General features: G+C 67.3%; 28 protein-coding genes, 1 pseudogene and 1 riboswitch. Of the genes and pseudogenes, 16 read left to right on the plus strand and 13 right to left on the minus strand.

What is annotated here, in order from left to right; translation table 11 throughout:
- The first annotated feature begins 59 nt into the window (after nucleotides 1-59).
- The 4 genes from ACZY08_RS23565 to ACZY08_RS23580 all read left to right on the plus strand — a co-directional run bounded on the left by ACZY08_RS23565 (nucleotide 60) and on the right by ACZY08_RS23580 (nucleotide 3,031).
- Nucleotides 60-452: a YccF domain-containing protein gene (locus ACZY08_RS23565; RefSeq protein WP_463747114.1), complete on the plus strand. Its 393-nt coding sequence runs from the start codon at nucleotides 60-62 to the stop codon at nucleotides 450-452.
- The gene (gene moaA / locus ACZY08_RS23570) at nucleotides 449-1,525 is read left to right on the plus strand and encodes a GTP 3',8-cyclase MoaA (RefSeq protein WP_463747113.1); all 1,077 of its coding nucleotides are present in this window, start codon (nucleotides 449-451) and stop codon (nucleotides 1,523-1,525) included. The genes ACZY08_RS23565 and moaA overlap by 4 nt, the downstream gene beginning before the upstream one ends.
- The gene (locus tag ACZY08_RS23575; RefSeq protein WP_463747112.1) at nucleotides 1,526-1,789 is read left to right on the plus strand and encodes a MoaD/ThiS family protein; all 264 of its coding nucleotides are present in this window, start codon (nucleotides 1,526-1,528) and stop codon (nucleotides 1,787-1,789) included.
- Between the two features lie 248 nt (nucleotides 1,790-2,037).
- Nucleotides 2,038-2,222, plus strand: a riboswitch (cyclic di-AMP (ydaO/yuaA leader).
- An 8-nt stretch (nucleotides 2,223-2,230) separates the two neighbouring features.
- Nucleotides 2,231-3,031, plus strand: a complete 801-nt coding sequence (locus tag ACZY08_RS23580) for a transglycosylase family protein (RefSeq protein WP_463747111.1) — start codon at nucleotides 2,231-2,233, stop codon at nucleotides 3,029-3,031.
- 3 nt (nucleotides 3,032-3,034) lie between these two features.
- On the opposite strand, the gene ACZY08_RS23585 is transcribed toward ACZY08_RS23580, so the two are convergent.
- The 4 genes from ACZY08_RS23585 to ACZY08_RS23600 all read right to left on the minus strand — a co-directional run bounded on the left by ACZY08_RS23585 (nucleotide 3,035) and on the right by ACZY08_RS23600 (nucleotide 4,723).
- Nucleotides 3,035-3,463: a molybdenum cofactor biosynthesis protein MoaE gene (locus tag ACZY08_RS23585; RefSeq protein ID WP_463747110.1), complete on the minus strand. Its 429-nt coding sequence runs from the start codon at nucleotides 3,461-3,463 to the stop codon at nucleotides 3,035-3,037.
- A gap of 101 nt (nucleotides 3,464-3,564) precedes the next feature.
- Complete coding sequence (locus ACZY08_RS23590) at nucleotides 3,565-4,041, minus strand: MogA/MoaB family molybdenum cofactor biosynthesis protein (RefSeq protein ID WP_463747109.1); 477 nt, start codon at nucleotides 4,039-4,041, stop codon at nucleotides 3,565-3,567.
- On the minus strand, nucleotides 4,038-4,523 hold the full coding sequence (moaC, locus tag ACZY08_RS23595; protein ID WP_463747108.1) for a cyclic pyranopterin monophosphate synthase MoaC: 486 nt from the start codon (nucleotides 4,521-4,523) through the stop codon (nucleotides 4,038-4,040). Before moaC ends, ACZY08_RS23590 begins: the two co-directional genes overlap by 4 nt.
- 2 nt (nucleotides 4,524-4,525) lie before the next feature.
- Complete coding sequence (locus tag ACZY08_RS23600; protein WP_055117555.1) at nucleotides 4,526-4,723, minus strand: hypothetical protein; 198 nt, start codon at nucleotides 4,721-4,723, stop codon at nucleotides 4,526-4,528.
- Between the two features lie 92 nt (nucleotides 4,724-4,815).
- Here ACZY08_RS23600 and ACZY08_RS23605 point away from each other — a divergent pair, with 92 nt between their 5' ends.
- The 4 genes from ACZY08_RS23605 (at nucleotide 4,816) to ACZY08_RS23620 (ending at nucleotide 11,379) form a co-directional block, all read left to right on the plus strand.
- Complete coding sequence (locus ACZY08_RS23605) at nucleotides 4,816-7,071, plus strand: helicase-associated domain-containing protein (RefSeq protein ID WP_463747107.1); 2,256 nt, start codon at nucleotides 4,816-4,818, stop codon at nucleotides 7,069-7,071.
- A gap of 70 nt (nucleotides 7,072-7,141) precedes the next feature.
- Entirely contained in the window at nucleotides 7,142-8,566 is a 1,425-nt protein-coding gene (locus ACZY08_RS23610; protein WP_463747239.1) for an alpha/beta hydrolase, read from the plus strand.
- A 105-nt stretch (nucleotides 8,567-8,671) separates the two neighbouring features.
- Nucleotides 8,672-10,321 (plus strand): DNA repair helicase XPB, encoded by a 1,650-nt coding sequence (locus ACZY08_RS23615; RefSeq protein WP_463747106.1) that lies wholly within the window; start codon nucleotides 8,672-8,674, stop codon nucleotides 10,319-10,321.
- Between the two features lie 122 nt (nucleotides 10,322-10,443).
- Nucleotides 10,444-11,379 carry a type IV toxin-antitoxin system AbiEi family antitoxin domain-containing protein gene (locus ACZY08_RS23620; protein ID WP_463747238.1) on the plus strand — a complete coding sequence of 312 codons (936 nt, stop codon included), beginning with the start codon at nucleotides 10,444-10,446 and terminating at the stop codon, nucleotides 11,377-11,379.
- A 72-nt stretch (nucleotides 11,380-11,451) separates the two neighbouring features.
- Here ACZY08_RS23620 and ACZY08_RS23625 read toward each other — a convergent pair whose 3' ends face one another.
- Together ACZY08_RS23625 and ACZY08_RS23630 are read right to left on the minus strand one after the other, a co-directional pair.
- Nucleotides 11,452-11,796: a cupin domain-containing protein gene (locus tag ACZY08_RS23625; RefSeq protein ID WP_463747105.1), complete on the minus strand. Its 345-nt coding sequence runs from the start codon at nucleotides 11,794-11,796 to the stop codon at nucleotides 11,452-11,454.
- Between the two features lie 51 nt (nucleotides 11,797-11,847).
- Nucleotides 11,848-12,528: an SDR family oxidoreductase gene (locus ACZY08_RS23630; protein ID WP_463747104.1), complete on the minus strand. Its 681-nt coding sequence runs from the start codon at nucleotides 12,526-12,528 to the stop codon at nucleotides 11,848-11,850.
- Nucleotides 12,529-12,731: 203 nt separating this feature from the next.
- Between ACZY08_RS23630 and ACZY08_RS23635 the strand changes: the two are divergent.
- Nucleotides 12,732-13,700, plus strand: a pseudogene (locus ACZY08_RS23635) (YbfB/YjiJ family MFS transporter); the annotation flags it as partial.
- Between the two features lie 42 nt (nucleotides 13,701-13,742).
- Here ACZY08_RS23635 and ACZY08_RS23640 read toward each other — a convergent pair.
- Nucleotides 13,743-14,675 carry a LysR family transcriptional regulator gene (locus ACZY08_RS23640; RefSeq protein WP_463747103.1) on the minus strand — a complete coding sequence of 311 codons (933 nt, stop codon included), beginning with the start codon at nucleotides 14,673-14,675 and terminating at the stop codon, nucleotides 13,743-13,745.
- A 122-nt stretch (nucleotides 14,676-14,797) separates the two neighbouring features.
- Between ACZY08_RS23640 and ACZY08_RS23645 the strand changes: the two genes are divergently transcribed.
- Together ACZY08_RS23645 and ACZY08_RS23650 are read left to right on the plus strand one after the other, a co-directional pair.
- Nucleotides 14,798-15,511, plus strand: a complete 714-nt coding sequence (locus ACZY08_RS23645; protein ID WP_463747102.1) for an SDR family NAD(P)-dependent oxidoreductase — start codon at nucleotides 14,798-14,800, stop codon at nucleotides 15,509-15,511.
- A complete protein-coding gene (locus ACZY08_RS23650; protein ID WP_463747101.1) occupies nucleotides 15,498-15,875 on the plus strand; it encodes a YybH family protein in 378 nt (125 codons plus the stop codon). Before ACZY08_RS23645 ends, ACZY08_RS23650 begins: the two co-directional genes overlap by 14 nt.
- 52 nt (nucleotides 15,876-15,927) lie before the next feature.
- Here ACZY08_RS23650 and ACZY08_RS23655 read toward each other — a convergent pair whose 3' ends face one another.
- On the minus strand, nucleotides 15,928-16,314 hold the full coding sequence (locus ACZY08_RS23655) for a hypothetical protein (protein WP_463747100.1): 387 nt from the start codon (nucleotides 16,312-16,314) through the stop codon (nucleotides 15,928-15,930).
- Nucleotides 16,315-16,451: 137 nt separating this feature from the next.
- The gene (locus ACZY08_RS23660; protein WP_463747099.1) at nucleotides 16,452-17,441 is read right to left on the minus strand and encodes an LLM class F420-dependent oxidoreductase; all 990 of its coding nucleotides are present in this window, start codon (nucleotides 17,439-17,441) and stop codon (nucleotides 16,452-16,454) included.
- 118 nt (nucleotides 17,442-17,559) lie between these two features.
- Here ACZY08_RS23660 and ACZY08_RS23665 point away from each other — a divergent pair, with 118 nt between their 5' ends.
- Together ACZY08_RS23665 and ACZY08_RS23670 are read left to right on the plus strand one after the other, a co-directional pair.
- Nucleotides 17,560-17,985, plus strand: coding sequence for a pyridoxamine 5'-phosphate oxidase family protein (locus ACZY08_RS23665; protein ID WP_463747098.1), 426 nt, complete (start codon nucleotides 17,560-17,562; stop codon nucleotides 17,983-17,985).
- A gap of 4 nt (nucleotides 17,986-17,989) precedes the next feature.
- On the plus strand, nucleotides 17,990-18,586 hold the full coding sequence (locus tag ACZY08_RS23670; RefSeq protein ID WP_463747097.1) for a class I SAM-dependent methyltransferase: 597 nt from the start codon (nucleotides 17,990-17,992) through the stop codon (nucleotides 18,584-18,586).
- 68 nt (nucleotides 18,587-18,654) lie between these two features.
- Here the strand turns inward: ACZY08_RS23670 and ACZY08_RS23675 are convergent, their stop codons facing one another.
- Nucleotides 18,655-19,200 carry a TetR/AcrR family transcriptional regulator gene (locus tag ACZY08_RS23675; RefSeq protein ID WP_463747096.1) on the minus strand — a complete coding sequence of 182 codons (546 nt, stop codon included), beginning with the start codon at nucleotides 19,198-19,200 and terminating at the stop codon, nucleotides 18,655-18,657.
- 76 nt (nucleotides 19,201-19,276) lie between these two features.
- On the opposite strand from ACZY08_RS23675, the gene ACZY08_RS23680 reads away from it, so the two are divergent.
- The 3 genes from ACZY08_RS23680 to ACZY08_RS23690 are packed head-to-tail and all read left to right on the plus strand — an operon-like array spanning nucleotide 19,277 to nucleotide 21,388.
- A complete protein-coding gene (locus ACZY08_RS23680; protein WP_463747095.1) occupies nucleotides 19,277-20,485 on the plus strand; it encodes an FAD-dependent monooxygenase in 1,209 nt (402 codons plus the stop codon).
- A 23-nt stretch (nucleotides 20,486-20,508) separates the two neighbouring features.
- Complete coding sequence (locus ACZY08_RS23685; RefSeq protein WP_463747094.1) at nucleotides 20,509-20,931, plus strand: PPOX class F420-dependent oxidoreductase; 423 nt, start codon at nucleotides 20,509-20,511, stop codon at nucleotides 20,929-20,931.
- A gap of 10 nt (nucleotides 20,932-20,941) precedes the next feature.
- Nucleotides 20,942-21,388 carry a TIGR03618 family F420-dependent PPOX class oxidoreductase gene (locus tag ACZY08_RS23690; protein ID WP_463747093.1) on the plus strand — a complete coding sequence of 149 codons (447 nt, stop codon included), beginning with the start codon at nucleotides 20,942-20,944 and terminating at the stop codon, nucleotides 21,386-21,388.
- A 76-nt stretch (nucleotides 21,389-21,464) separates the two neighbouring features.
- Here the strand turns inward: ACZY08_RS23690 and ACZY08_RS23695 are convergent, their stop codons facing one another.
- From ACZY08_RS23695 to ACZY08_RS23705, 3 genes are all read right to left on the minus strand, one after another.
- Entirely contained in the window at nucleotides 21,465-23,612 is a 2,148-nt protein-coding gene (locus ACZY08_RS23695; RefSeq protein WP_463747092.1) for a 3-hydroxyacyl-CoA dehydrogenase NAD-binding domain-containing protein, read from the minus strand.
- Nucleotides 23,613-23,624: 12 nt separating this feature from the next.
- On the minus strand, nucleotides 23,625-24,836 hold the full coding sequence (locus ACZY08_RS23700) for an acetyl-CoA C-acetyltransferase (RefSeq protein ID WP_463747091.1): 1,212 nt from the start codon (nucleotides 24,834-24,836) through the stop codon (nucleotides 23,625-23,627).
- Nucleotides 24,837-25,155: 319 nt separating this feature from the next.
- On the minus strand, nucleotides 25,156-26,304 hold the full coding sequence (locus ACZY08_RS23705) for an alkene reductase (protein WP_463747090.1): 1,149 nt from the start codon (nucleotides 26,302-26,304) through the stop codon (nucleotides 25,156-25,158).
- Between the last annotated feature and the right edge of the window lie 79 nt (nucleotides 26,305-26,383).

Below are 26,383 nucleotides of genomic sequence, written 5' to 3' on the forward strand. Positions count from 1 at the left end.
GCTTCACCCCTATTACTCGGTAGGCTTGCTAACACCTCTGGGAGAGAGCTGCGCCGGTAATGCGAGTGATACTGAACATCATCTGGTTGGTATTCGGCGGCCTGTGGTTGGCGCTGGGATACCTCCTGGCCGCCCTGATCTGCTTCGTCCTGATCATCACCATCCCGTTCGGGTTCGCCTCGCTGCGCATCGCCTCCTATGCCTTGTGGCCGTTCGGCCGCACGATTGTGGACAAGCCGGGAACCCGGCCCGGCGCCCTGGTCGGCAACATCATCTGGATCGTCCTGTTCGGCTGGTGGCTGGCGCTGGGACATCTGATCAGCGCGGTGGCCATGGCGGTCACCATCATCGGAATCCCGTTGGCGCTGGCCGACCTCAAGTTGATCCCGGTCTCGCTGGTCCCGCTGGGCAAGGAGATCGTCCCGGTCGACTCGGTGAAGGTGCCGGCATGACGCTGACCTCACTCGGCCTGCCCGCCGTGAGCGGGTCCGGTCACTCTTCCAACGGGCCGGCCCCGGCGAGTGGCCCCCTGGTGGACACCTACGGCCGGGTGGCCACCGACCTGCGGGTCTCACTGACCGACAAGTGCAATCTGCGCTGTACCTACTGCATGCCCGCCGAGGGCCTGGACTGGTTGCCCGGCGAAGCGCTGCTGAGCACCGCCGAACTGAGCCGGCTGCTGCGCATCGCCGTCACCGGCCTGGGCATCACCAGCGTGCGGTTCACCGGTGGTGAACCGTTGGTCACCCGCCATCTGGAGGATGTGGTGGCCGCCGCGGCCGCACTGCACCCCCGCCCGGAGATCACGCTGACCACCAACGGCATCGGGCTGGCCCGGCGCGCGGCGGGCCTCAAGCAGGCCGGGCTGGACCGGATCAACGTGTCCCTGGACAGCGTCGACGCCGCACACTTCGCCCGGATCACCCGCCGGGACCGGCTGGGCGACGTGCTGGACGGCCTGGCGGCTGCCAAGGCCGCCGGACTGGCGCCGGTGAAGGTCAACGCCGTTCTTGACCCGGTGTCGGGCCTCGACGACGCCGTGGACCTGTTGGGCTACTGCTTGGACCACGGATACCAGCTGCGGATCATCGAGCAGATGCCTCTGGACGCCGGACACACCTGGCAGCGCGGCAGGGTGATCGACGCGGACACCATCCTGACCACTCTGCAGAAGCACTTCGATCTGCGGACCGACCCGAGGCCACGCGGCTCGGCCCCCGCCGAGCTGTGGCAGGTGGCCGCGTCCAACGCGCACCCCGCGGGCACCGTCGGGGTGATCGCCTCGGTGTCGCATGCCTTCTGTTCGGCCTGTGACCGCACCAGGCTCACCGCTGACGGCCAGATCCGCAGCTGTCTGTTCTCCACCGAGGAGAGCGACCTGCGCACGCTGCTGCGCGGCGGAGCCGACGACGCCGACATCGAGGCGGCCTGGCGGACGGCAATGTGGGGCAAGCCCGCCGGACACGGCATCAACAACCCGGATTTCGTGCAGCCGACGCGGCCCATGAGCGCGATCGGCGGCTAGATGACAGGGCACACCGCGGCCGTGACGGTCCGCTATTTCGCCGCTGCGGCGGCGGCAGCCGGAGTTGATACGGAAACGTTAGATTTGGCCGAGGATGCGACGATCGCGTCGCTCATCGAGCAACTCTCCGGCCGCGACTCAGAGCTCTCACGCGTCCTAAAGCGCTGCTCATACCTGTGCGACGGGATGGCCGTCCGCGATCTGAACAAGCGCGTATCAACGTCTCAGACCATCGATGTGTTACCGCCCTTCGCCGGCGGTTGAGGTGATTTGCATCACATAACGAAATGGTCACGAGCTGGCTACAGCCCGGTGGAGCGCCTCGCCGACCTGCGGAAACGCGGAAATAACCTGCACCTTTAAACAACTTTTAGAGTTTGCTCGCATCGAAAACGCCCGAGGCCGATAAAGGTGACGGGATAGCGGGCAGCAGTTACCGTTCAGTCCCAAGTCGACCGACCCTAATCGGTTGGCCCACCCCCATACCGACGCGCCGAGCTCCATCCATCGGGCAGGGGTTAACGACGAACAACAAGGATGGAGGCGGGGGACCCAACCGGTCCACCGACTTATCTCAGGACCAGGAGCCGCTTGCGGCTCCTTGGGGTGAAGCCGTCGCCGTTTCGACGACGCCGGCCGGGTGACCTCTCCCACCCGAACCCGACAGCTGACCTCGTGGGCGCATACGAGAGGATCTTCACGCTTATGAGCGGACGGCATCGCAAGCCCAGCACGTCATCATCAGCCAAGAACGTCGCCAAGATCGCGGTGACCGGCGCCGCAATCGCAGGCGGCAGCCTCGCGATGGCGAGCCAGGCGTCAGCCGCGACCGACGGCGAATGGGACACCGTGGCCCGCTGCGAGTCAGGTGGCAACTGGGCGATCAACACCGGTAACGGCTACCACGGTGGCCTGCAGTTCTCCCCCAGCACGTGGCGTTCAAACGGTGGCGGCGAGTACGCACCCAGCGCCTTCTTGGCCACCAAAGAACAGCAGATCGCCGTCGCCGAACGCGTGCTGGCCGGCCAGGGCAAGGGCGCTTGGCCCGTCTGCGGCCGCGGCCTCTCGGGCTCCACCCCGCGCAACGTCGTCAGCGAGCCCACTCCGGCCCCGCTGGATGCCCCCGCGGTCAACGGCGAACTGCCGCCCGCCCCTGACGCAGCACCGCTGGACGCACCGCTCCCGGCAGACGCCCCGCCGCCTGCCCCGGAGAACCTGCCGCCGGCTCCCGAGAACCTGCCCCCGGCACCGGAGGCTCCTGCCCCTGACGCCGCGCCGATGGACGCCGCGCTGGCCCCGGCCCCCGAGGCCGCACCGATCTCCGACGCCGCACTGCAGGTGCCCGCTCCTGAGGCCCCGGCGCCCGCTCCCGAGGCACCCCCGGCCCCCGAAGCCCCGGCTCCCGAAGCGGCGCCTGCCCCCGTGCAGCCGGTCAGCTACTTCGATCAGATCCAGCAGGCCATCGAGAATCAGGGCCTCGACGGCAACATCGTCATCAACGGCTGAGTTTCAGGCCGAGCCGACCCATTCATCGGTGCCGTCGGAGAAATACTGGTGCTTCCACACCGGTAGCCGCTCTTTGACGGTGTCGACGAGACGGGCACAGGTTTCGAACGCCGCCCTGCGATGGTCCGCTGCCACAGCGGCCACCAGGGCGGCGTCTCCTATTTGTAGGGTGCCGATGCGGTGGCTGACCGCGATCGCGCGCACCCCGGTGGCCTGCGCGGCGACTTCGGCGGCCACTTCTTCCAAGGTTTGCAGGGCGTGAGGGTGCGCGGAGTAGTCAAGCCGGACGACCGAACGGCCGCCGTCGTGATCACGCACCACCCCGGAGAACCCGACCACTGCGCCGGCCGCCTCATGGGCCACCAGCGCCTGGTACTCGGTCAGTGAGATCGGCGTCTCGGTCAGATCGACACGTATGACGGTTGCGCTCATCGCTGGGTCCTTCTCCTCTTCGCGCAAGCGCTCATCGGTGGGTCCTTCTCCTCTTCGCGCAAGCGCTCATCGGTGGGTCCTTCTCCTCTTCGCGCAAGCGCTCATCGGTGGTCCTCGCCGCTCAACTGATCCAACGCATGCTCCAGCACGCCGGCCAACACACCCAGACCGTCCTTGACCCCACCGGGCGACCCGGGCAGGTTGACGATCAGGGTTCGCCCGGCGACGCCACAGACGCCGCGGGACAGCACCGCAGTGGGCACCTTGTGTACGCCGGCCCGCCGGATGGCGTCGGCCAGGCCCGGTATCTGATAGTCGAGTACCGACAGTGTGGATTCCGGTGTGGCGTCGGTCGGTGAGATACCGGTGCCGCCGGAGGTGATGATGAGGTCGACGTGCTCGGCCAGGGCCGCGCGCAGTGCATTGCCGACCGCGTGCCCGTCGGCAACCACCATCTGCTCGGTGACGTCGTATCCCCGATCGGACAGCCAGCCGACGATGAGCGGGCCGGTCCGGTCGTCGTAGACCCCTGCAGCGGCACGGGTGGAGGCGATGATGACCCGCGCTGAACGCGTCACTGCCGAGTTTTTTCCGACGGGCTTTCCCATACTCCCGTTTTACCGCCTTCTTTGCGCATCACCTTGATGTCGTCGATGCGTGCGGCGGGGTCGACGGCCTTGATCATGTCGTACAACGTCAGCGCGGCGACGCTCACCGCGGTCAGGGCCTCCATCTCGACCCCGGTGCGGTCGGTGCTGCGCACGGTGGCGGTGATGGCGACCTCGGCGTCGTGGGCGTCGAAGTCCACGTCGACACCGGTCAGCGCCAGTTGATGGCACAGCGGTATCAGATCGGGCGTCCGCTTGGCGGCCAGGATTCCGGCGATCCGGGCGGTGGCCAGGGCATCACCCTTGGGCAGGCCACCCGAGGCGATGAGGGCCACCACATCCGGCCGGGTGTGCAACGTGCCGACGGCCACCGCGGTGCGCCTGGTCACGGCCTTGGCCGTGACGTCGACCATGTGCGCCGCGCCGGACTCGTCGAGGTGCGACAGTCCCACTGCTACCTGTTGACGACGGTGGCCGACTGGATGAAGGGCAGTTCTTCGGCCGGCAACGGAAAGGTCAGGTCGCCGAACGGGGACAGCGCGCCGGTGCGGTCGGTGGCGAGCTCGCTTACGGCGTGATCATCGCCGTCGGAGAGCACAGGCCAGCCGTTGTCGACGTAATGGTTCTTCTTGTTGTCAGCCACGCTCCACATTGTGGCAGGCTCCTCATCCGGTGGCGAGACCGGCGGGCAGGAGCGCAGCGACCGGGGATGGATCGCGCGGGCTGCTTTACGCTGGTCAGGATATGACCGCCGCACAGACTCCCGGATTCCCGCTGGGTGCCTGGCTGTCCGAACTCGACGACAAGGCCCTGATCCGCCTGCTGGAACTGCGGCCCGACCTGAGCCAGCCGCCACCGGGAACGATCGCCGCGCTCGCTGCGCGTGCCACCTCACGCCAGTCGGTCAAGGCTGCCACCGATTCTCTGGACTTCCAGCGGCTGGCCGTCCTGGATGCGTTGCTGGTCCTGCACGCCGACGCCCACGCCGTCCCGGTATCCGAGGTGAGCGAACTGTTGGGCGAGCGCATCGGCGCCGACGACGTGACCGCCGCGCTCGAAGATCTGCGTGAGCGGGCCCTGGTGTGGGGCAAGGCCGCTGTCCGGGTGGCGCCAGAGGTGGCGTCGGGCCTGCCCTGGTTCGTCGGCCAGGCCGCCGTCGAGGTGTCCGGGCACAGTGCCGACGAGATCGCGGAACTGCTCGGCGGGCTCGATGACGCCCAGAGCGATCTGTTGGCCCGGTTGCTGGAGGGCTCACCCATGGGCCGCACCCGCGACGCGGCACCCGACACCCCGCCGGACCGGCCTGTGCCGCGCCTACTGGAGGCCGGTCTGCTGCGCCGGATCGACGACGACACGGTGATTCTGCCCCGGCTTGTCGGCCAAGCGATGCGAGGTGAGGCGCCGGGCCCGGTGGAGTTGACTCCGCCGGTGCTTCAGACATCGTCGACGACGCCTGCCGATGTGGACGCGGTGGCCGCCGGCGCGGCCATCGACCTGCTGCGCGAGATCGACCTGATCATCGAAACCCTTGGCAGCACACCGGTTCCCGAGCTGCGCAACGGCGGGCTCGGGGTGCGCGACGTGAAACGGTTGGCCAAGACCACCGGCATCGACGAACCGCGGTTGGGACTGCTGCTGGAATTGGCTGCCGGCGCGGGGCTGATCGCGGCCGGGATGCCCGAACCCGATCCTGGCGACGGCACCGGCCCCTACTGGGCGCCGACGGTGGCCGCCGACCGGTTCATCGAATCCCCGACTGCCACCCGCTGGCACCTGCTGGCCGCTACGTGGCTGGATTTGCCGGCCCGGCCGGCCTTGATCGGCAGCCGCGGGCCGGACAACAAACCCTTTGCCGCACTGTCGGATTCGCTGTATTCAACGGCAGCTCCCCTGGACCGCAGGCTCCTGCTGAGCGTGCTGGCCGAGCTACCTCCAGGCACCGGAGTCGACGGCGCCGAGGCATCCCGGGCGATGGTCTGGCGGCGGCCACGCTGGGCGGTGCGGCTGCAACCGGCCACCGTGAGCGGGTTGCTCGCCGAGGCTCACTCGCTGGGCATGGTGGGCCGTGGTGCGATCAGCACGCCGGCCCGTGGCCTGCTGGCCGGCGACCCCGACGAGGACGTGCTGGCCGCGATGTCCAAGGCGCTGCCCAAACCGCTCGACCATTTCCTGCTGCAGGCCGACCTCACGGTGATCGTGCCCGGCCCGCTGGAGCGGGATCTGGCCGAGCACCTGGCCGAGGTGGCCACCGTCGAGTCGGCGGGCGCGGCGATGGTCTACCGGATCAGCGAAGCGTCCATCCGGCGGGCACTCGACGCCGGGCGGACCGCCAGCGAGCTGCACACCCTGTTCGAGAAACATTCGAAAACCCCGGTGCCGCAAGGGTTGACGTACCTCATCGACGATGTGGCGCGTCGCCACGGCCAGCTGCGGGTCGGGATGGCCACGTCGTTCCTGCGGTGCGAAGATCCGGCACTGCTGGCGCAGGCCGTTGCCTCACCGGGGGCTGACCGCCTCGAGTTGCGACTGCTGGCTCCGACCGTGGCGGTGTCACAGGCGTCGATCGCCGATGTCCTCACCGTGCTGCGGGAGGCCGGGTTCGCGCCTGCCGCCGAGGATTCCACCGGCAGCGTCGTCGACATCAGGGCCCGCGGCGCGCGCGTCGTCGCACCGACCCGGCGCCGCGTCTACCGTCCGCCCACCCCGCCGACTGCCCAGACCCTGGGTGCGATCGTCGCGGTGCTGCGCAAGGTGGCGTCCGGACCGTTCGCCAGCGTGCGCCTGGACCCGGCGATGGCGATCACCCAGTTGCAGGACGCCGCAATCAACCAGACCTCCGTGGTGATCGGCTACGTCGACCCGGCCGGGGTCGCCACCCAACGGGTGGTCTCCCCCATCAACGTTCGTGGCGGACAGTTGACCGCGTACGATCCGGCCGCCGGGCGGGTGCGCGAGTTCGCCATCCACCGCGTCACGTCCGTCGTCTCGGCAGACACATAGGCCTTACGCCCGACACAGGGAAACACAGCCTCCTCACAGAGCGGTTCACGAATATGGCGATGTGACAACGATGTTGACGGCCGCGGATCAGGTGCCGCCCGCGTATCGGGGAGTATCGCTGCTTCACGGTTGGCTGCCCCCGACGTTGCAGGCGATCGCGGCCGTGGCGCTGATCGCGGCGGTCGGCTGGCGCACCCGCCGCTGGCGCGTGATCTGGCTACCGTGTGCGATCGCGCTCGGCCTAGGCCTGACGGCGTGGGCCCGGTGGTTCGTCCATTCCCAGGGGCTCGCCGGCGATCCCGCACCGGCGACGCTGTGGATCTGGATCGGGCTGACCGGATTGGCCGTGGCGGTGTTGGCACTGGGCTGGCGCGGCAGCCGTTGGCGGCGCCGGACCGCTTCGGTGGCAGCGGTCCCGTTGTGCCTGCTCAGTGTGGGCGTCGCGGTCAATCTCTGGGTCGGCTACTTTCCCACCGTGACCGCGCTGTGGAACGAGATGACGGCCGGACCCCTACCGGGTGAGACCGATCTGGCCACCGCGCTCGACCAGCGCCGGCGAGGTGAGATCCCGTCCCACGGTGAGCTGGTGTCCGTCACGATCCCAGCCGACGAGTCCGGCTTCACACACCGCGACGAACTCGTGTACCTGCCGCCGGCCTGGTTCAGCCCGTCCGCACCGCCGCTACCCGTGGTCATGATGATCGCCGGGGAATTCAACACCCCGGCCGATTGGGCGCGCAGCGGCAACGCGATCGCCACCATCGACGCCTTCGCCGCCGAGCACGGCGGCAACACCCCGGTGTTCGCCTTCGTAGACGTCGGCGGCTCGTTCAACAACGACACCGAATGCGTCAACGGTCCACGCGGCAACGTCGCCGACCACCTCATCAAGGACGTGCCGCCCTACCTCACCAGTACCTTCGGTGTACGCGACGCCGGCTGGGGCGTGGTCGGCTGGTCGATGGGCGGAACCTGCGCGGTGGATCTGACCGTGATGCATCCCGAGTTGTTCAGTTCATTCGTCGACATCGCCGGGGACACCGGCCCGAATGCGGGAACCAAGGAGCAGACCATCGCCCGGCTCTACGGCGGGGACGGCGCCGCCTGGTCCACCTTCGACCCGGCCACCGTGATCGGCCGGCACGGCACCTACCCGGGGGTGTCCGGCTGGTTCGTGATCTCCTCGGACGCCCCGGTAAAGCGCGGGTCACATCCGGCCGATCCGGACGCGGTGGGCCTCGGCGGGCGGGACGCCGCGGGCAACCCCGGTGATCAGACCGAAGCCGCGCACACCCTGTGCGACCTGGGCCGCAGCCGCGGCATCACCTGTGTGATCACGGCGCTGCCGGGCAAGCATGACTGGCCGTTCGCCCAAGAGGTCCTCACCACCACCCTGCCATGGCTGACCGGTGCGGTCGGCACCCCCGGGGTGCCGCAGGTGCCGCTCCCGGCCGGTGGCGCGCGCCCGCCGGCACCGACGGTTGCGCCACGCTGACCCGGCCCGAGGTACGGCGCCGAATGCGCGTGTCGGCCGATTCGGGATAATGGGCTGCGATGAATTCTCCCGCGATGTGCGCGATGAGTGGATGGGACCCCACGAATGACTGACGGCCCACTGATCGTGCAGTCCGACAAGACGGTGCTGCTCGAGGTCGACCATGAGCAGGCCGGGGCGGCTCGTGCCGCCATCGCACCGTTCGCCGAGCTGGAACGTGCCCCTGAACATGTGCACACCTACCGCATCACCCCGTTGGCACTGTGGAACGCCCGCGCGGCGGGCCACGACGCCGAGCAGGTGGTCGATGCGCTGGTCAGCTTCTCGCGCTACCCGGTGCCGCAGCCGCTGCTGGTCGACATCGTCGACACCATGGCCCGCTACGGGCGTCTGCAACTCGTCAAGCACCCGGCACACGGGTTGATGCTGATCAGCCTGGATCGCGCGGTGCTCGAGGAGGTGCTGCGCAACAAGAAGATCGCCCCGATGCTGGGCGCCCGCATCGACAACGACACCGTGATCGTCCACAACAGCGAGCGCGGCCGGGTCAAGCAGATGCTCCTCAAGATCGGCTGGCCGGCCGAGGACCTGGCCGGCTACGTCGACGGCGAGGCGCATCCGATCTCGTTGGCCGAGGACGGCTGGGTGTTGCGCGATTACCAGCAGATGGCCACCGACTCGTTCTGGGCGGGCGGCTCCGGTGTGGTGGTGCTGCCGTGCGGGGCCGGTAAGACCCTGGTCGGGGCGGCGGCGATGGCCAAGGCCGGCGCGACGACGCTGATCCTGGTCACCAACACCGTGGCCGGGCGGCAGTGGAAACGCGAACTGGTGGCCCGCACCTCACTGACCGAGGACGAGATCGGCGAGTACTCCGGTGAGAAGAAGGAGATCCGGCCGGTCACCATCGCGACGTACCAGGTGATCACCCGCCGCACCAAGGGCGAGTACAAGCACCTTGAGATCTTCGACACCCGCGACTGGGGGCTGATCATCTACGACGAGGTGCACCTGCTGCCGGCACCGGTGTTCCGGATGACCGCTGATCTGCAGTCCCGCCGCCGGCTGGGCCTGACGGCGACGCTGATCCGCGAAGACGGCCGTGAAGGTGACGTGTTCTCGCTGATCGGGCCGAAGCGCTATGACGCGCCTTGGAAGGACATCGAGGCCCAGGGCTGGATCGCCCCCGCCGAGTGCATCGAGGTGCGGGTGACGATGACCGACAACGAGCGGATGCTCTACGCCACCGCCGAGCCCGAGGAACGCTACAAGCTGTGCTCGACGGTCCACACCAAGATCGCGGTGGTCCGCTCGATCCTGGAACGCCATCCCGGCGAACCGACCCTGGTGATCGGCGCCTACCTGGACCAGTTGGAGGAACTCGGCCAGGAGCTGGATGCCCCGGTGATCCAGGGGTCGACGAAGAACTCCGAGCGCGAGGCACTCTTCGACGCGTTCCGCCGCGGCGAGATCTCCACGCTGGTGGTCAGCAAGGTGGCAAACTTCTCCATCGACCTGCCGGAAGCCTCTGTCGCCGTTCAGGTTTCAGGCACCTTCGGATCCCGTCAGGAAGAGGCCCAGCGGCTGGGCCGGCTCCTGCGCCCCAAGGCCAACGGCGGTGGCGCGGTGTTCTACTCGGTGGTCTCGCGCGATTCCCTGGATGCGGAGTACGCCGCCCACCGGCAGCGCTTCCTCGCCGAGCAGGGCTACGGCTACGTGATCAAGGACGCCGACGATCTGTTGGGGCCGGCGATCTAGCCAGGTCCGGCAACGCTGAAGTTTGTGGTCATCTGGTGACCACAATCTTCAGCACAACGAGTTATCCACAGGTGCGCGACCAGCTCTGGCGGGCGTGGCGTCGGGTGTACGACCATGACAGCGTGGACGTCGACGAAGCGCTGCGCCGGCAGGCGGGGGTCATCGCGCGTCGGCAAGCCCTCGATGCGGGCATGCGGTCCCACGACATTCGTCGGTTGCTCAGACGCAACGAATGGGCGCGGGTCCACGACGGCATCTATGTGAATCACACCGGACCGTTGACCTGGTTGCAACGCGCCTGGGCCGCAGTGCTTTACGCAGCTCCGGCAGCACTGTGCCTGGAATCGGCGTTGGCGGACGGGGGCCCGGTGATCCATGTCGCCGTCGGCCGCGGCCGAGGTGTACTGGCCGAACCGAACGGAGTGCGTATCCACCATGTCGCACACCTGCAGGAGCGGGTGCTGTGGAATCTCGGGCCGCCGCGGCTGCGTTTCGAGGAGGCCGCCCTTGACGTCGCGTGCCAGGCCGTATCCGAGTTCGACGCGATTGCGGTGCTGGCCAACGCGTGCCAGTCACGGCGCACCACCGCGCGGCGTCTACTGCTGGCCCTCGACACTCGCCGGCGAATTCGCCGAAGACGCTGGCTACGGGCGGTAATGGTGGACATCGCCGAGGGCACCTGCTCGGTCCTGGAGCACGCGTATCTCCATCGCGTGGAGCGGGCGCATGGGTTGCCGCCGGCCACTCGACAGAAACGTTCAGCCTCATCGGTGGGTGTCTGCTACCGCGATGCCGAGTACGGGCAACGGCTCGTGGTGGAACTCGACGGCCTCCTGTTCCATGACTCGGTATCGGCACGGAACAGGGATTTTGAGCGCGATCTCGACGCCGCGGTCGACGGCCGCTCAACCATCCGACTGTCGTACCGTCAGGTTTTCGACCGACCATGCCAGACCGCCGCGAAGATCGCCCAGGTGATGCGCCGGCACGGGATCACGGTGAGCGGCCACTCCTGCGGGCCGGGATGTGAATTCAGCCGCGTCGATCTCGCGGCCTGACGTGGACAACTGCTTACGCTGAAGATTGCGGCTACCTGGTGACCGCAATCTTCAGCACTACGCGGTTGGGCGCTAGGTGTGCGGCCCCATGACCTTGACGACGGTGAGCAGTACCACCGAATCGGTGAGTGCATGCAGGCTGTGCCGGGTGCGTGGGATCACGATGTGATCGCCGGGTGAACCTTCCCAGCTGGCCTCGGAATTGGCCAGCTTGACCCGGCCTTCGATCACCTGCAGCGTGGCTTCGCCCGGGCTCTCATGCTCGTCGAGCCCGGTGCCTTCGGTCATCGCGATCAGCGTCTGGCGCAGCTGGTGTTCATGCCCGCCGTAGACGGTGTGGGCACTGCGTCCACTGTTGGCCGTGCGGGCTGAGGCCAACTGCTGACGGGCAATCGCGGTGAGCGAGATCTTCTCCATATCCGCCAATCGTGCCACCTCCTGTCGGTGAACCGTGAGCGATTTCCCACGCTACGCCCGAACGTGCTGTGACAACTGAGCCTTCACCTGGCGCGAAAGTTCATCAGCCAGAATCTCCGGCCGGCCGTCGAGCAGCCCCGCGATGGCCTGGGCCGCCACCAGCGCCGGGTCGGTCTTCTGTTCCGGCGGGATGTAGCTGACCATGTCGGTGTCCATGTATCCGACATGCAGCGCGGCGACGTGAATCCCGCGGGGCGCAAGCTCGGTGCGCAATGCATCGGTGAGCGCCCACTCGGCGGCTTTTGCCGCGGAATACGCTCCCGACGTCGGCGCGTGGTACCACGAGAGCACCGACAAGACATTGAGAACCGCTCCGCCGCCGTTCTTTTCGATCACGGGAACGAACTCGCGGCTCACATTCAAGGTGCCGAAGTAGTGCGTCTCCATCTCCGTGCGGATGTCCTCGATCGGCCCGGTCAGCAGCTGCGCCCTGGTGGAGATTCCGGCATTGTTCACCAGCACCGTCACGTCGTCCGCGACGGCGGCCGCGCGGCGCACCGACTCCGGATCGGTGATGTCGAGCTGGATCGGTATGGCACCGGGCAAATCGACCGTCTCCGGGTTTCGGGCCGCCGCGTACACCTTGGCACCGCGCGCGAGCAGCTCATTGGCCAGATGACGCCCCAGCCCGCGATTGGCACCGGTGACCAGTGCGGTGATGTTGTTCGTCATGGCATCCTCCTGGTGGATTGACCGGCTCGGTCGGTGCACCATCTCAACGCGCCGCCTCGCGTCCACAGTCCCTGCCGGTGAGAGATACTGCCTTCCAGCTGGGAGGCTTCTTGTCGTGGCGCCGACGGATCGATTTGCCACACGATGGGCCGATGCGCACACACGGACACGTCGCACGCACCGCGGCGGCGCTGGCATCGGCGATGGGGATCGGCCGCTTCGTCTACACCCCGATCCTGCCGTTGATGTCGGCCCAGGCCGGCCTCAACGCCCATGACGCCGCGATCCTCGCGACCGCGAACTACGTCGGCTACCTCGCCGGTGCGCTGGCGGGTTCGATCTCGCCGCGCCTGGCCCGCTCGGTCACCGCCTGCCGGGCATGCCTGCTCGCCATGGCCGTCAGCCTGGCGGTAATGCCCTTGTCCACCAACACAATCGAATGGGCCGTGTTACGCGGCGTGGCCGGCTTCGCCAGTGCTCTGGTGTTCGTCATCGCGGTCAACACCATGCTCGAGCACCTGCACGGGCATCCCGCACACCTGGCCGGATGGGGCTTCGGCGGGGTCGGCGCCGGTATCGCGCTGTCAGCGCTGCTGGTCCTGGCCACCGGCGACTGGAAGGTGGCCTGGTGGGCCTCGGCGGCGGTGGCGGCGCTGCTGGGTGCCTGCGCCTGGTCCATGCCCGCCTCGCCACACACCGCCGCGGCCGCTCCGAGCGCCGAAACCCGGCCGGCACACGGGCCGTTCGCGTTGCTGCTCACCGGCTACACGCTCGAAGGCGTCGGCTACATCATCGCCGGCACCTTCCTCGTGGCGGCCGTCGCGCAGGGTGCACCGGGCTGGCTGGGCGGGAGCACCTGGCTCGTGGTGGGGCTCGCCACGGTGCCCTCGGCGGCACTGTGGGCGGCGTTGAGCAGCCGATGGTCGCATCCGGCGCTACTCGTCGTGGCGCTGGCCCTGCAGGCCGTGGGGATCGCCGTGGCCGGCGCGGTCGGCGGGGTCACGGCCGCACTGGTGGGCGCGGTGCTGTTCGGCGGAACCTTCATCGGTGTCAGCACGCTGGCACTGGCGGCAGGCAGGCTGTTGCGGTATCCGCGCGCCGTCGCCCTGCTCACCGCCGGATATTCGGTGGGCCAGATCCTCGGGCCGCTCGTGGTGGCACCGCTGTTGCACCGCGGGTTCGCACCCGCCCTTCTCGTGGGTGCCGTCGTGGTGCTAGCCGCCGCGGTGGTGTGCGGGGTGATGCGGATCGTCTTCCGGCAGCCAGACATCGGGGGCGTCCAGCCCGAGATCCCCTATACCGCGGGTGAACTCGTCGACCACGGCGAGCACGGCCGGGCCGGCCTCGTCACGACGCCACACCAGCGACCAGGTCCACAACGGTGACGGGGACACCACCGGGCGGCGGACCAGTCCCGTGGGCAACGACGCGTCCTGTCCCTTGGGGTTGTTGAGGACCGGGCGGCGCAGCCGCCGGACATGCTCGAAGAACGTGGGGCCGGTGACGCCGCCGTCATCGGTCCGCAGGACCGGCGCACCGACCGCCGTGGCGAATTGTTCGCCATAGGTGTTCCAGGAGGACCAACTCGCCGCGTCCGTATCGATCAGCACCGTGGTGTCGCGGGCACTGACGGGTGATTCGTCGGTGCCCGCGCACAGGGCGTACAGCCGGTCCACCCCGATCAGCCTGGCCTGCAAAGACAGTGAGTCCAGATCACGGTTCTGCACCCAGCAGATCGCGAGATCGAGGCTGCCGTCGGCGACCCGGGCCGCCTGGGTGTGCGACGGCATCACCCAGGTGTCCACCCGGACCTGCGCCACGCCCGCGGCCCGGTCGGCCCAATCTGTCGGGCACCAGTTCACATACCCCATCCGTACCGGATCCGACGATGCCAAACCGTGTGCGCGCCTGCGTAATTCATCAGCCTGCTGGATCAGGGACCGCGCCTCCGGCAGCAACGCACTGCCGGCCTGCGTCAACGCCACCGAGCGCCGGTCACGGTCGAACAGCGTGACCTTGAGATCGCGTTCCAGCGCCTTGATCTGTTGAGACAGCGACGGACCGGCGATCCGCAGCCGCTCGGCCGCGCGCCCGAAGTTCAGCTCCTCGGCGACGGTGACGAAATAGCGCAGCTGACGTAGCTCCACCGTTGCAGCGTAGTAGGCGCAGACTCTCAGCAGAGAGCCAACTGGTCCCCCGGGGCGGACATGACCTGGCCCCCGTTCACGTTGAGCAGTGCATCAGACCAGATCCGAGAAGGGACCACCCCATGAGCACCACACCACACGTCGCGGTCATCACCGGCGCCTCCCAGGGCATCGGCGAAGCCCTGGTCGCGGGTTATCGCAAGCTGGGCTACGCCGTCGTCGCCAACTCCCGCAACATCGGCGAAAGCGCTGACCCGATGGTGCTGGCCGTACCCGGCGACATCGGGCAGCCCGGCATGGGCAAGCAACTGATCGACGCCGCGATCGAGCGCTTCGGCCGCGTCGACACCATCGTGAACAACGCCGGCATCTTCATCGCCAAGCCCTTCACCGAGTACACCGACGACGACTACGACGCCGTCACCGGAGTCAACCAGCGCGGCTTCTTCGAACTGACCCGCGCCGGGATCGCCGCGATCGAATCGAACGGCGAAGGCGGACACGTGGTCAACATCTCCACGAGCCTCGTCGACCACGCCAACTCCCAGGTGCCCTCGGTACTGGCGTCCCTGACAAAGGGCGGGCTGAACGCCGCAACCAAGGCGCTGGCCATCGAGTACGCGTCGCGTGGCATCCGCGCCAACGCCGTCGCGTTGGGCACCATCCGCACCCCGATGCACGCACCCGAATCCCACGAATTCCTCTCGGCGCTGCATCCGGTCGGTCATATGGGCGATATCGACGATGTGGTCGACGCGGTGCTGTACTTGGAGCGGGCCGGATTCGTCACCGGCGAGATCCTGCATGTGGACGGAGGCCAAAGTGCCGGGCACTGAAGAGAACACGGCGGCGATCCTCCGAGAGGTTCTTGACGAATGGAAAGCCGGCATCGCTGCCCATGATCCCCAGCGGGTGGCCGCGATGTTCACCGACGACGCGATCTTCCAGGGGTTGCGTCCCTACAGCGTGGGCCGGCAGGGGGTGTTCGACTACTACGAGTCCCAGCCGGTCGGTCTGACCGTCGACTACCGGATCGATGAGACCCGGCGGCCCGCCGACACCGTGGTGCTCGGCTACCTGCGCGCAGGCTTCACTCGTCCCGACGGCACGGTGATCCCGCTGAACCTCAGCGTCCTGCTCACCCGCGGCGACGCAGGCTGGCGCATCGCCCACTATCAGGTATCAGCGGTGCCCGACTGAGGGCAACTCAGCGCCGCGTGGGCATCAACACGATGCCCACGCGCACCGAAGATCAAATCACCCTGAGTGAATCTCCGTCGTAGCCGAACCGGGACCGCAATTGGAGGAGCAGACGCTCAGCCTCGGCGATACGCGCGTGTAACCGCACCAGTGCTTCCGGCATCGGCGCATCGGCCACCCTGCTACGTTCCCGAACCCGCCGCCACCGCAGTTCGGTGGCCGCGAGATTCGCCCGCAGCTCGGCGATTTCGGCGAGCAGGATGTCTTCGAACAGCCGAGATTGTGCGATGTCGGCGCTGTGCGCGGGCCTGGAACAGTCGGCCGCCGCGGTCGCGCGGCAAACCACGCGCGACAAGGGGTTGAACACCGCGGCCACGTCGGCCCCGATTGTCGGGGCAGAGACGTTTCCGATCCCGAATTCCCGTGATATCAGCGTCACGTGGGGATCATGGAGCACATCGCGGCGCCGATCCACCTCACGTTTCACCCGACATACCTTTTGCGGCCACCTGCCAGTCACGCGATGTACGTTTGACGGCTTTTCCGCGCGGGTGCCATCAATGCGTGCCGGCACGCCTAGCCCAGAGCCGGGATGACCTCTCGCTCGAACAACTCGATACCGGACCGGTCGTACGCGGCCTCGGGAAAATACAGAATGGCGTACTCACACCCGCGGTCGCGCAACCGCTTGAGCTTCTCGATCACCTGTTCGGGTGTACCGCTTGCCGATTCCGGTGCGGTGACGTTGGCCAGCATGGCGTCGACGGCCGCCTCCCCGGCCACCGGCGTCTGCCGGGCCCGCAACCGCGCGACTCGCTCGGCGACGTCGGCCTCGGATTCACCGATGACGGCGTTGAAGTTGGCTGACCGCACGATCGCGCCGAAGTCGGTGCCGACGTCGCGGCAATGCTCGGCGAGCACCTCCGACTTGTGCGCGAAGGCCTCGGGTTCGGAGGTGAAGTTGGTGTACTGCGCATACTTGGCCGCGATGCGCAGCGTGACCTTCTCCCCACCGCCGGCGATCCACATCGGAATACCGTTGTCCTGCAGTGGCTTCGGGGCGACGATCGCCCCGTCGACCTGGTAGTGCTTGCCGTCGAAGCTGACCCGGCCGTCGCGCCAGGCGTCGCGCATGATCTGCACGCCCTCGTCGAGCCGGCCCAGCCGCACCCCGGCCGACGGGAATCCGTAGCCGTAGGCACGCCACTCGTGCTCGTACCAGCCACCACCGATACCCATCTGCACACGGCCGCCCGAGATGATGTCGGTGGTGGCGGCGACCTTCGCCAGATAGGCCGGGTTGCGGTAGCTCATCGCGGTGCACATCTGGCCGAGTTTGATGCGGGACGTCGTCGCCGCGTACGCGGCCATCAGCGACCAGGCCTCATGGGTGGCCTCGTCGGTCGGCACCGGAACGGTGTGGAAGTGGTCGTACACCCACAGCGAGTCCCAGGCACCCGCGTCGGCGTAGGCGGCGAGGTCACGCATCACCGGCCAGTGGTCTTCGGTGGGAATGTCGACGAGGTCGAGCCGCCAGCCCTGCGGGATGAAGAGTCCAAAGCGCATGGATCCCGACTCTACGACGCCAGACGCCCAGTGGCCAGGCATAGCACGCAAATATGCACCCATACGGGCTGAAAGCATTGTCCAGCAGGGTTTTTCAAACTGGGTCTAGGCTGTAACCATGCCACTTTCCAAGGATGAACGCGAACAGTTCCTGGCCGAACCGCACATCGCCGCACTGTCGGTATACGCAGGAGACAAGCGCGGTCCGCTGACCGTCCCGATCTGGTACCAGTACGCCCCCGGTGGCCAGCCATGGCTGCTGACCGGTGTCGGCTCCCGCAAGCACCGGCTGATCGAGGCGGCGGGTCACCTGAGCTTGATGGTCGAGCGACTCGACCCGACGGTGCGCTATGTGGCCGTCGACGGCGCGGTCGACCGCATCGAACCGGGCACCGATGAGCAACTCGTCGAGATGACCAAACGCTACCTGGCTCCCGAGAAGGTGGAGCCGTATCTGGAGTTCGCCCGCCGCGAGCATGGCGAAAGCGTCGCGGTGTTCCTCAAGCCCGAGCATTGGCTGTCCTCTGATCTGGGAGCGCTATAGCACCGTGAGTTCGCGCCAACGCTTGTTCCGGTGGCTGTACCGGCTCGGGTTCACGCCCTGGGACGGCCACCCGTTGGCGCACAGCCTGACGGCGCTTGTCGAGGGCACCCGCAACTCAGTGACGTCCCCGGGAACCGCGCTCGACGTGGGCTGCGGTACCGGGGACAACGCGGTGTACCTGGCCCGACACGGCTGGCGGGTCACCGGTGTCGACTATGTGGCCAAACCGCTGAAGAAGGCCCGCGCCAAGGCCGCCGGGCTGCCCGCAATATTCGCCAAAGCTGATGTGACACAAATGAGTTTGTCGGGCGTCGGGGCCGGCTTCGATCTCATCGTCGACAGCGGCTGTCTGCACGGCATGAACGCCGACGACCGTGACGCCTATGTCCGGGAAGTCAGCGCAGTGGCCGCCCCCGGCGCCCAGCTGCTGATCGTGGCGTTCATCCCCGGTGGTTCGATGGGCGTACCCGGAATCGGGTTCGAAGAAGTGCAACGACGCTTCAGCGAGGGCTGGACGCTGGTGTCCAGCGGAGACGAGCCCGCGATGGACCAGAACGGGGCGAAGGCGGCGCGGTTCTATCTGTTCCGCCGCACCGGATAACGCAACCGGATTCGTGTCGTTACCGGGCCCACCAGCTCACCGCAGGCCAAGACGCCGGCTCGGCTGATTCACAACCCGAGCGCGGCCATCGCTCCGTCGACTGTGGCGGTACGCAACTGCTCGTAAGGAACGTCGGGAAACTGCAGGCAGCAGTCCTGCAGCCCACCGAAGGCGATGACCGCTCGGGTGGACTGTTCGAGGGTCGGTTTGCGACCGAAAACCAATACACCGAGCCGGGCCCGCCAGGCCAGCAATTGGTCGATCAAACCCAGATCGGCCAGCGTGGTCAGCTCGGAGACGATCAGCACGAGGTCGGCCAGGTGCCGATAGTGAAAGTCGAAGTAGCCCTCGAGCAGCTCCCGCGCTGAGGCCCGAGTGGCTCCGCGTTTGCGTTCCTGCTCGGCAATGAAGGCCTCACCTTCGTCGATCAGGGGTTGCACGATGCTGCGGACCAGGTCCTCCCGTGACCGGAAGTGGTAGTACAACGCGGGTTTGGTCATGCCGAGGCGGTCGGCGATGTCCTGCAGACTGGTGCGCACCACGCCCTTCTCGGCGAACAGTTCGCGCGCCACATCCTGGATGCGCTGCCGGGTATCCAATACAGGCTTGGCCACGTAGCCACCCTAACTTACTTAACGATAGGTAAGCTCACGACATGGGCACTTACCGACCGTTAAGTAAGGGGGCATCATGAAGGTACTCATCTCCGGAGCCAGCATCGCCGGGCCGGTTCTCGCCTACTGGCTGTCGCGACACGGGGTCGACGTCACTGTCGTGGAACGCTCACCGGCCCTGCGCAAGACGGGCGGCCACGCCGTCGACCTGTTCCGGCCCGCCATGGAGATCTCCGAACGCATGAGGGTCCTGCCCGAGATCGAAGCCCACGCCACGGGCACCACCGAGATGGTCATCCATCGACCCGGCACATCGCGATCCACCCGTCTGGACTACGTCAAGATCATCGGCGCCATGTCTGACCGGCACGTCGAGATCATGCGGGATGACCTGAGCGAGATCTATTTCCAAGCCGGCCGTGCCGACGTCGAATACCTCTTCGGGGACACCATCACCTCGATCTCACCCGATGGGGACGTGACATTCGAGCACAACGGACCCCGGCATTTCGACGTGGTGGTGGGAGCCGACGGGCTGCACTCCGGGGTGCGCCGTCTGACGTTCGGCGACAACGTTTCTGAGAGCTTCCTCGGTGGCTATCTCTCGGTGGTTTCGGTGCCGAAAGACCTGGCGCGTGACGGGGAGATGACCGGCTATTTCAAACCCGGCCACATGGCAGGCATCTACACCGCCGACCATCTGGACGATGCTCGCGCGGTGTACATCTTCCGCCCCGGCCAACCGTTGGATTACGACTACCGCGATGCGGACCGCCAAAAGGCGCAGCTGCGTGCCGCATTCGAGCACACAGCGCCTGAAGTGGACCGCTGGCTCGACGAAGTACCGCGGACGCCGACCTTCTACTTCGACGCCATCACCCAGCTACAGATGTCCACGTGGTCGCAGGGCCGGGTGACGCTCGTCGGGGATGCGGGCTACTGCCCCGGTCCCGCGGTCGGCGGCAGCACCAGCTTGGCGGTGTACGGCGCCTACGTCCTGGCTGCCGAAATGATCCGGGCCGGTGACGATTACGCCGCGGCATTCGCCGAATATGAACGCACGATGCTCCCGCCGGTGGAAGCCAGTCGAAAGCTGGCACGCGTGAATGCGAAAACCGTGGTGCCCATGAGCGGTCGGGGCATCCGCGCACTGGTGGGCGCGGGCCAGTTGATCTCGCTGTTGCCCCTGGGTTTGGTCCAATCACTCGCTCGGCTCAACACGAAGGGCGTGCGCCTTTACGACACCATGTCGCTGCCGGCCTGGCCGGCAACGCTCAAAAGGTAACCGTCCGGGCGTAGCGTGGCCGCATGGGCGAACTCTCCGACGACGTGATCGCGTTCCTGTCCGTAGGCACCCGCACCGCCGTGCTGGGTTGGGTTGCGGCCGACGGCCGACCGTTGGCCGTGCCCGTGTGGTTCGTGGTGGATGGCGGCGCACTGGTGTTCAACACCGGCAAGAACACCGCCAAGGGCCGGGCTTTGGCGCGCGACCCGCGAGTGGTGCTGTGCGTCGACGACCCCAGCCCGCCGTACGGGTTCGTCCAAGTCCAGGGCGTCGCGTCGATCAGCGAGGATCCTGACGAGCTGCTCGACATCGCCACCCGCACCGGCGGCCGATATATGGGCGCCGCCCGCGCCCAAGAATTCGGCCGGCGCAACGGGGTGCCGGGGGAACTCGTGGTGCGGGTCAAACCGACGAAAGTCCAAGCCGCATTCGACCTGGCGAATTGAGGGGGCGGCCATGACCGACACATCCCAGTTCGCCGACATGCTGGCCCGCGACCACGGGCTCTGTGTACTGAGCACCCTGCGCGTCGACGGCAGCATCCAGTCCTCGGTAGTCAACGCCGGCGTGATGGCGCACCCACGGACTGCTGAACCAGTTGTCGCCCTCGTAGCCATCGGCGGGGCGCGAAAGTTGCAGCACCTGCGCGCCGATCCCCGGGCCACCGTCGTCGCCCGCGCGGGCTGGCAATGGGTGACGGTCGAGGGCACGGCCGAGATCATCGGGCCCGACGATCCGAGCCCCGACACGGACGCCGAGAAGCTGCGACTGCTGTTGCGCGCCGTGTTCGAAGCTGCCGGGGGCACCCACGACGACTGGGATACCTACGACCGCGTCATGCGGGAGGAGCGTCGCGCCGCGGTGCTGATCTCCCCCACCCGGGTTTACTCCAACCCCGGCTGAACGGCCGCCCACCAGACACAAAACTGCCCCTTTTCCGAAGAAAAGGGGCAGCTTTGTGTCTGTTCGCGCTGAGCGGCTAGCTCTCCAGCGAGGCCGGGGGCAGGAAGCGGTCGCCGTACTTGGCGGCCAGCTCCTTGGCACGGGCGACGAATGCCGCCTTGCCAACACCACCGGCACCCTCGTAGCCGACGATGAACTGCGCCGAACCACCGGTGTACGGCGGGAAGCCGATACCCATGATCGAGCCGATGTTCGCGTCAGCGGTCGAGGTGAGCACGCCCTCGTCGATGCACTTCTGGGTCTCCAGTGCCTCGGCGAACAGCATGCGGTCGATCATGTCCTGCAGCGGCAGCTCGACCGAACCCGAGTTGAAGGTCTCCTTCAGTCCCGGCCACAGGCCGACGCGCTTGCCGTCGACGTACTCGTAGAAGCCGGCACCCTTCAGGCGCGACGAGCGACCGAGCTCGATCATCTTCTCGACGACGACCTCGTTCATCTGCTTCTCGTAGGTGCCGCCGGCGGCTTCGATGCCTTCCTTGGTGGCAACCGCGATCTTGTGCATGAGCTCGAGGTTCAGCTCATCCGACAGCTGCAGCGGCGCCGCCGGGTAACCGGCCTGCGAACCCGCCTGCTCGATGGACGCGGGCTCGACGCCCTCGCCGAGCATGGCCAGCGCCTCGTTGACGAAGGTGCCGATCACGCGGCTGGTGAAGAAGCCGCGGCTGTCGTTGACGACGATCGGGGTCTTGCGGATGGCGAGCGTGTAATCGAACACCCGGGCCAGCGCCTCGTCAGAGGTCTTCTCTCCCTTGATGATCTCCACCAGCGGCATCTTGTCGACCGGCGAGAAGAAGTGGATGCCGATGAAGTCCTCCTGGCGCTTCACGCCGGTCGCCAGACCGGTGATCGGCAGCGTGGAGGTGTTCGAGCCGAGGAGCGCGTTGGGCTCGACGATGTCCTCGATCTCCTGGAACACCTTGTGCTTGAGTTCCTGGTTCTCGAACACAGCCTCGATCACGAAGTCGACGCCCTTGAGATCCTGCGGGTCGGCCGTCGGGGTGATCTTGGCGAGCAGTGCAGCCGACTTCTCTTCGGTGGTCTTGCCACGCTTGAGTGCCTTGGCCTCGATGGCCTCCGAGTACGCCTTGCCCTTGTCAGCAGCTTCCTGCGTGACGTCCTTGAGCACGACGTCGTAGCCGGCCTTGGCCGACACGTAGGCGATACCGGCGCCCATCATGCCCGCACCCAGCACACCGATCTTCTTGATCTCCTGCTTGGCGATGCCCTCGGGCCGCGATGCGCCGCCGTTGATGGCCTGCAGGTCCAGGAAGAACGCCTGAATCATGTTCTTGGCGGTCTGGCCGGTGACCAGCGAGACGAAGTAACGGCTCTCGATGCGGCTCGCGGTGTCGAAGTCGACCTGCGCACCCTCGACCGCGGCGTCCAGGATGGCCCGCGGGGCGGGCATCGGGGCGCCCTTGAGCTGCTTGCGCAGCAGCGCCGGGAACGACGGCAGGACGGCGGCGAGCGCCGGGCTCGACGGGGTACCGCCGGGCATCTTGTAGCCCTTGACGTCCCACGGCTGGGTGTGGGCTTCCGGGTTGGCCTTGATCCATGCCTTGGCGGCCGGGACCAGCTCGTCGACCGAACCGACGAGCTCATCCACCAGGCCGGTGTCCTTGGCCTTGGACGGGCTGAAACGAGTGCCCTGTGAGAGGACCTCCATGAAGGCCTTCTGGATACCGAACATGCGCACGGTGCGGGCGACACCGCCACCGCCGGGCAGCAGGCCCAGGGTGACCTCGGGCAGGCCGATCTGGCTGCCCTTCACGTCCGCGGCGATGCGGTGGTTACAGGTCAGTGCGATCTCCAGGCCACCGCCGAGGGCGGCGCCGTTGATCGCGGCGACGACGGGCTTGGGCAGGGTCTCCAGCTTGCGCAGGTCAGCCTTGATGGTCTCGACCATCTCGAACGCCTCTGCGGCATCGTCGGGCCCGATGTTCATCATGCCCTTGAGGTCGCCACCGGCGAAGAAGGTCTTCTTCGCGCTGGTGATGACCACACCGGTGATCGAATCCTGCTCGGCCACAAGGCGTTCCACAGCATTGTGCATGGATTCCTTGTAGTGCTCGTTCATCACATTGGCCGAACCGGTCGGGTCGTCCAACGTCAGGGTGACGATGCCGTCGGCATCCTTGTCCCACTGAATCGTGTTCTCAGCCATTGGTCATATCTCCTAGACGCGCTCGATGATGGTGGCCACGCCCATGCCGCCGCCGATACACAGCGTGATCAGGGCACGTCGAGCGCCACGACGCTCGAGCTCGTCGACCATGGTTCCGGTGATCATGGCGCCGGTGGCGCCCAGCGGGTGGCCCATCGCGATGGCGCCACCGTTGACGTTGAGCTTCTCGTCCGGGATGTTGAGGTCCTTCTGGAACTTCAGGACGACGGAGGCGAAGGCCTCGTTGAGCTCGAACAGGTCGATGTCATCGACGGTCAGACCGGCACGGTCCAGCACCTTCTTGGTGGCCGGGGTCGGGCCGGTGAGCATGATGACCGGGTCGGCACCGCTGGTGGCGGTGGCCACGATGCGGGCGCGCGGGGTCAGGTTCTGCGATGCCCCGGCGGACTCGCTACCGATCAGCAGCAGGCCGGCGCCGTCGACGATGCCCGAGCTGTTGCCACCGGTGTGGACGTGGTTGATCTTCTCGACGTAGTGGTACTTCTGCAGCGCCACGTCGTCGAAGCCGCCCATGGCGCCCAGGCCCTCGAAGGCCGACTTGAGCTTGCCCAGATCAGCCGCGGTGGTGCCGGGACGCATGTGCTCGTCGTGGTCGAGGACCACGAGGCCGTTCTGGTCCTTGACCGGGATCACGGACTTGGCGAAGTAGCCGCCGGACCAGGCCGCAGCGGCCTTCTCCTGCGAGCGCGCCGCGTAGGCGTCGACGTCGTCACGGGAGAAGCCCTCGATGGTGGCGATCAGGTCGGCGCCGATGCCCTGCGGCACGAAGCCGATGCGGTAGTTGGTCTCCGGGTCAGAGGCCCAGGCACCACCGTCGGAGCCCATCGGGACGCGGCTCATCGACTCGACGCCACCGGCCAGCACCAGGTCGTCCCAACCGGACCGCACCTTCTGGGCGGCCAGGTTGACGGCCTCCAAGCCCGAGGCGCAGAAGCGGTTGAGCTGGAATCCACCGGTGGTCTCCGGCAACTTGGCCACCAGTGCGGCGGTACGGGCGATGTCGCCGCCCTGGTCTCCGACCGGGGAGACGACGCCCAGAATGACGTCGCTGATCAGGTTCTCGTCCAGGTCGGGGTATCGCGAACGGATCTCTTGGATCAGGCCGACAACCAGGTTGACCGGCTTGATCTCGTTGAGTGCGCCGCCGCGCTGCTTGCCACGGGGCGTACGGATCGCCTCGTAGATGAAGGCTTCTTCGGACATGTCTGCTCCCCTGCCGTATCGGCGTCCAGGTTCAGGTTGGGTTGTGGAACCGCCCAGCGAATGTGGGCAGTCCTCTGAACGGCAGCGTAGCAGCCTCGCCCAACCCGTTGGTTGGGCCTGTGCTCAGCATCATCTTCGGACAGGTGGCGGCCCAACCCTGTCGCGGATTTCTACCGCTGGGCTGTGCCACGCGTATCGCAGCGACCGATACGTGGAAACCGGCGTAGCACCAGGCAACGCCTCACCGTTTTCGACGCCTGGGCTGCCCCCACGCAATTCAGCGACCCTCAGGTAGAAAACGACGCGAAGGCGGCGAAGGTCACGCCGAGCGGGGCGCCTCGATCTCGATCAGCGACGGGTAATCGGTGTAACCGATCGGCCCGGACGCATAGAAGGTCGACACGTCGGGCTCGTTGAGTTCGGCACCCAGGATCAGCCGGTCGATCAGATCCGGGTTCGCCAGGAAGGCCCGCCCCACCGCGGCCGCGCTGATCGCGCCCCACTCCGCATAACCCTCGAGCGCAGAGAAGTCGGTGCCGGTGCCACGGCCGGTATTGAGGACGAACGTCCCCGACCACAAAGCGCGGATGACGCCGAAGGTCCGGGTTGCCGGGTCGATGAGCACGTGCAGGTAGGCCAGTCCCAGCGGAGCGATCCGCTCCAGCAGCGCCTCATAGGTGCTGACCGTGTCGTTTTCCCGCATATCTCCGGCGGTGTTTCCGGGAGAGATCCGCAGCCCCACCCGGCCGGCGCCGATCTCTTCGACCACTGCCTCGACCACCTCGGCGGTCAACCGGGCCCGGTTCTCCGCCGAACCGCCGTAGGCATCGGTGCGCTGGTTGACCACATCCGAGGCGAACTGGTGCAGCAGGTAGCCGTTGGCGCCATGGATCTCGACACCGTCCATGCCGGCGTCGATCGCCCGGCGTGCAGCAGCCCGGAACTGCTCGACGATCGCCGGGATCTCGGCGATATCCAGTGCCCGCGGGATCTGCAGCGGCTTCTTGCCGGTGGGTGTGTGGGTGACCACCTGGGCGGTGATCGCCGAGGGTGCGACGGGTTCGAATCCGCTGATGTCGGGGTGCGCCATCCGGCCGACGTGCCACAACTGGACGAACATCTTGCCGCCGGCGGCGTGCACCGAGTCCGCGATCTCGGCCCAGCCGTGCTGATGGCGGTCGGTGTAGATGCCGGGGGTGTTCATGTAGGCGCCGTTGGCGGTCTCGGCAACCGCGGTGGCCTCGCTGATGATCACGCCCGCACCGGCACGTTGCGTGTAGTACTTCGCAGCCAGCGGCGACGGGGTGCCGTCGGCGTCGGCACGCGAACGCGTCAGCGGCGCCATGAACAGACGGTTGGCGGCATCGGTGTCACCGACCTGGATCGGCTGAAGCAAAGCGGCGTCGGAGGCGAGTCGGAACGTAGCGGCAGTCACGGTGCAGGTAACGGACGAATCCCGCCGGTTCATTCCCGCAAGGCTTGCCGAGCGTGCGCTCAGATCACGGATTCGACGTATTTCACGCCCTGCAGGCACGCTCGATCGTCGA

The sequence above is a fragment of the Mycobacterium sp. IDUB_9 genome (assembly GCF_055419505.1).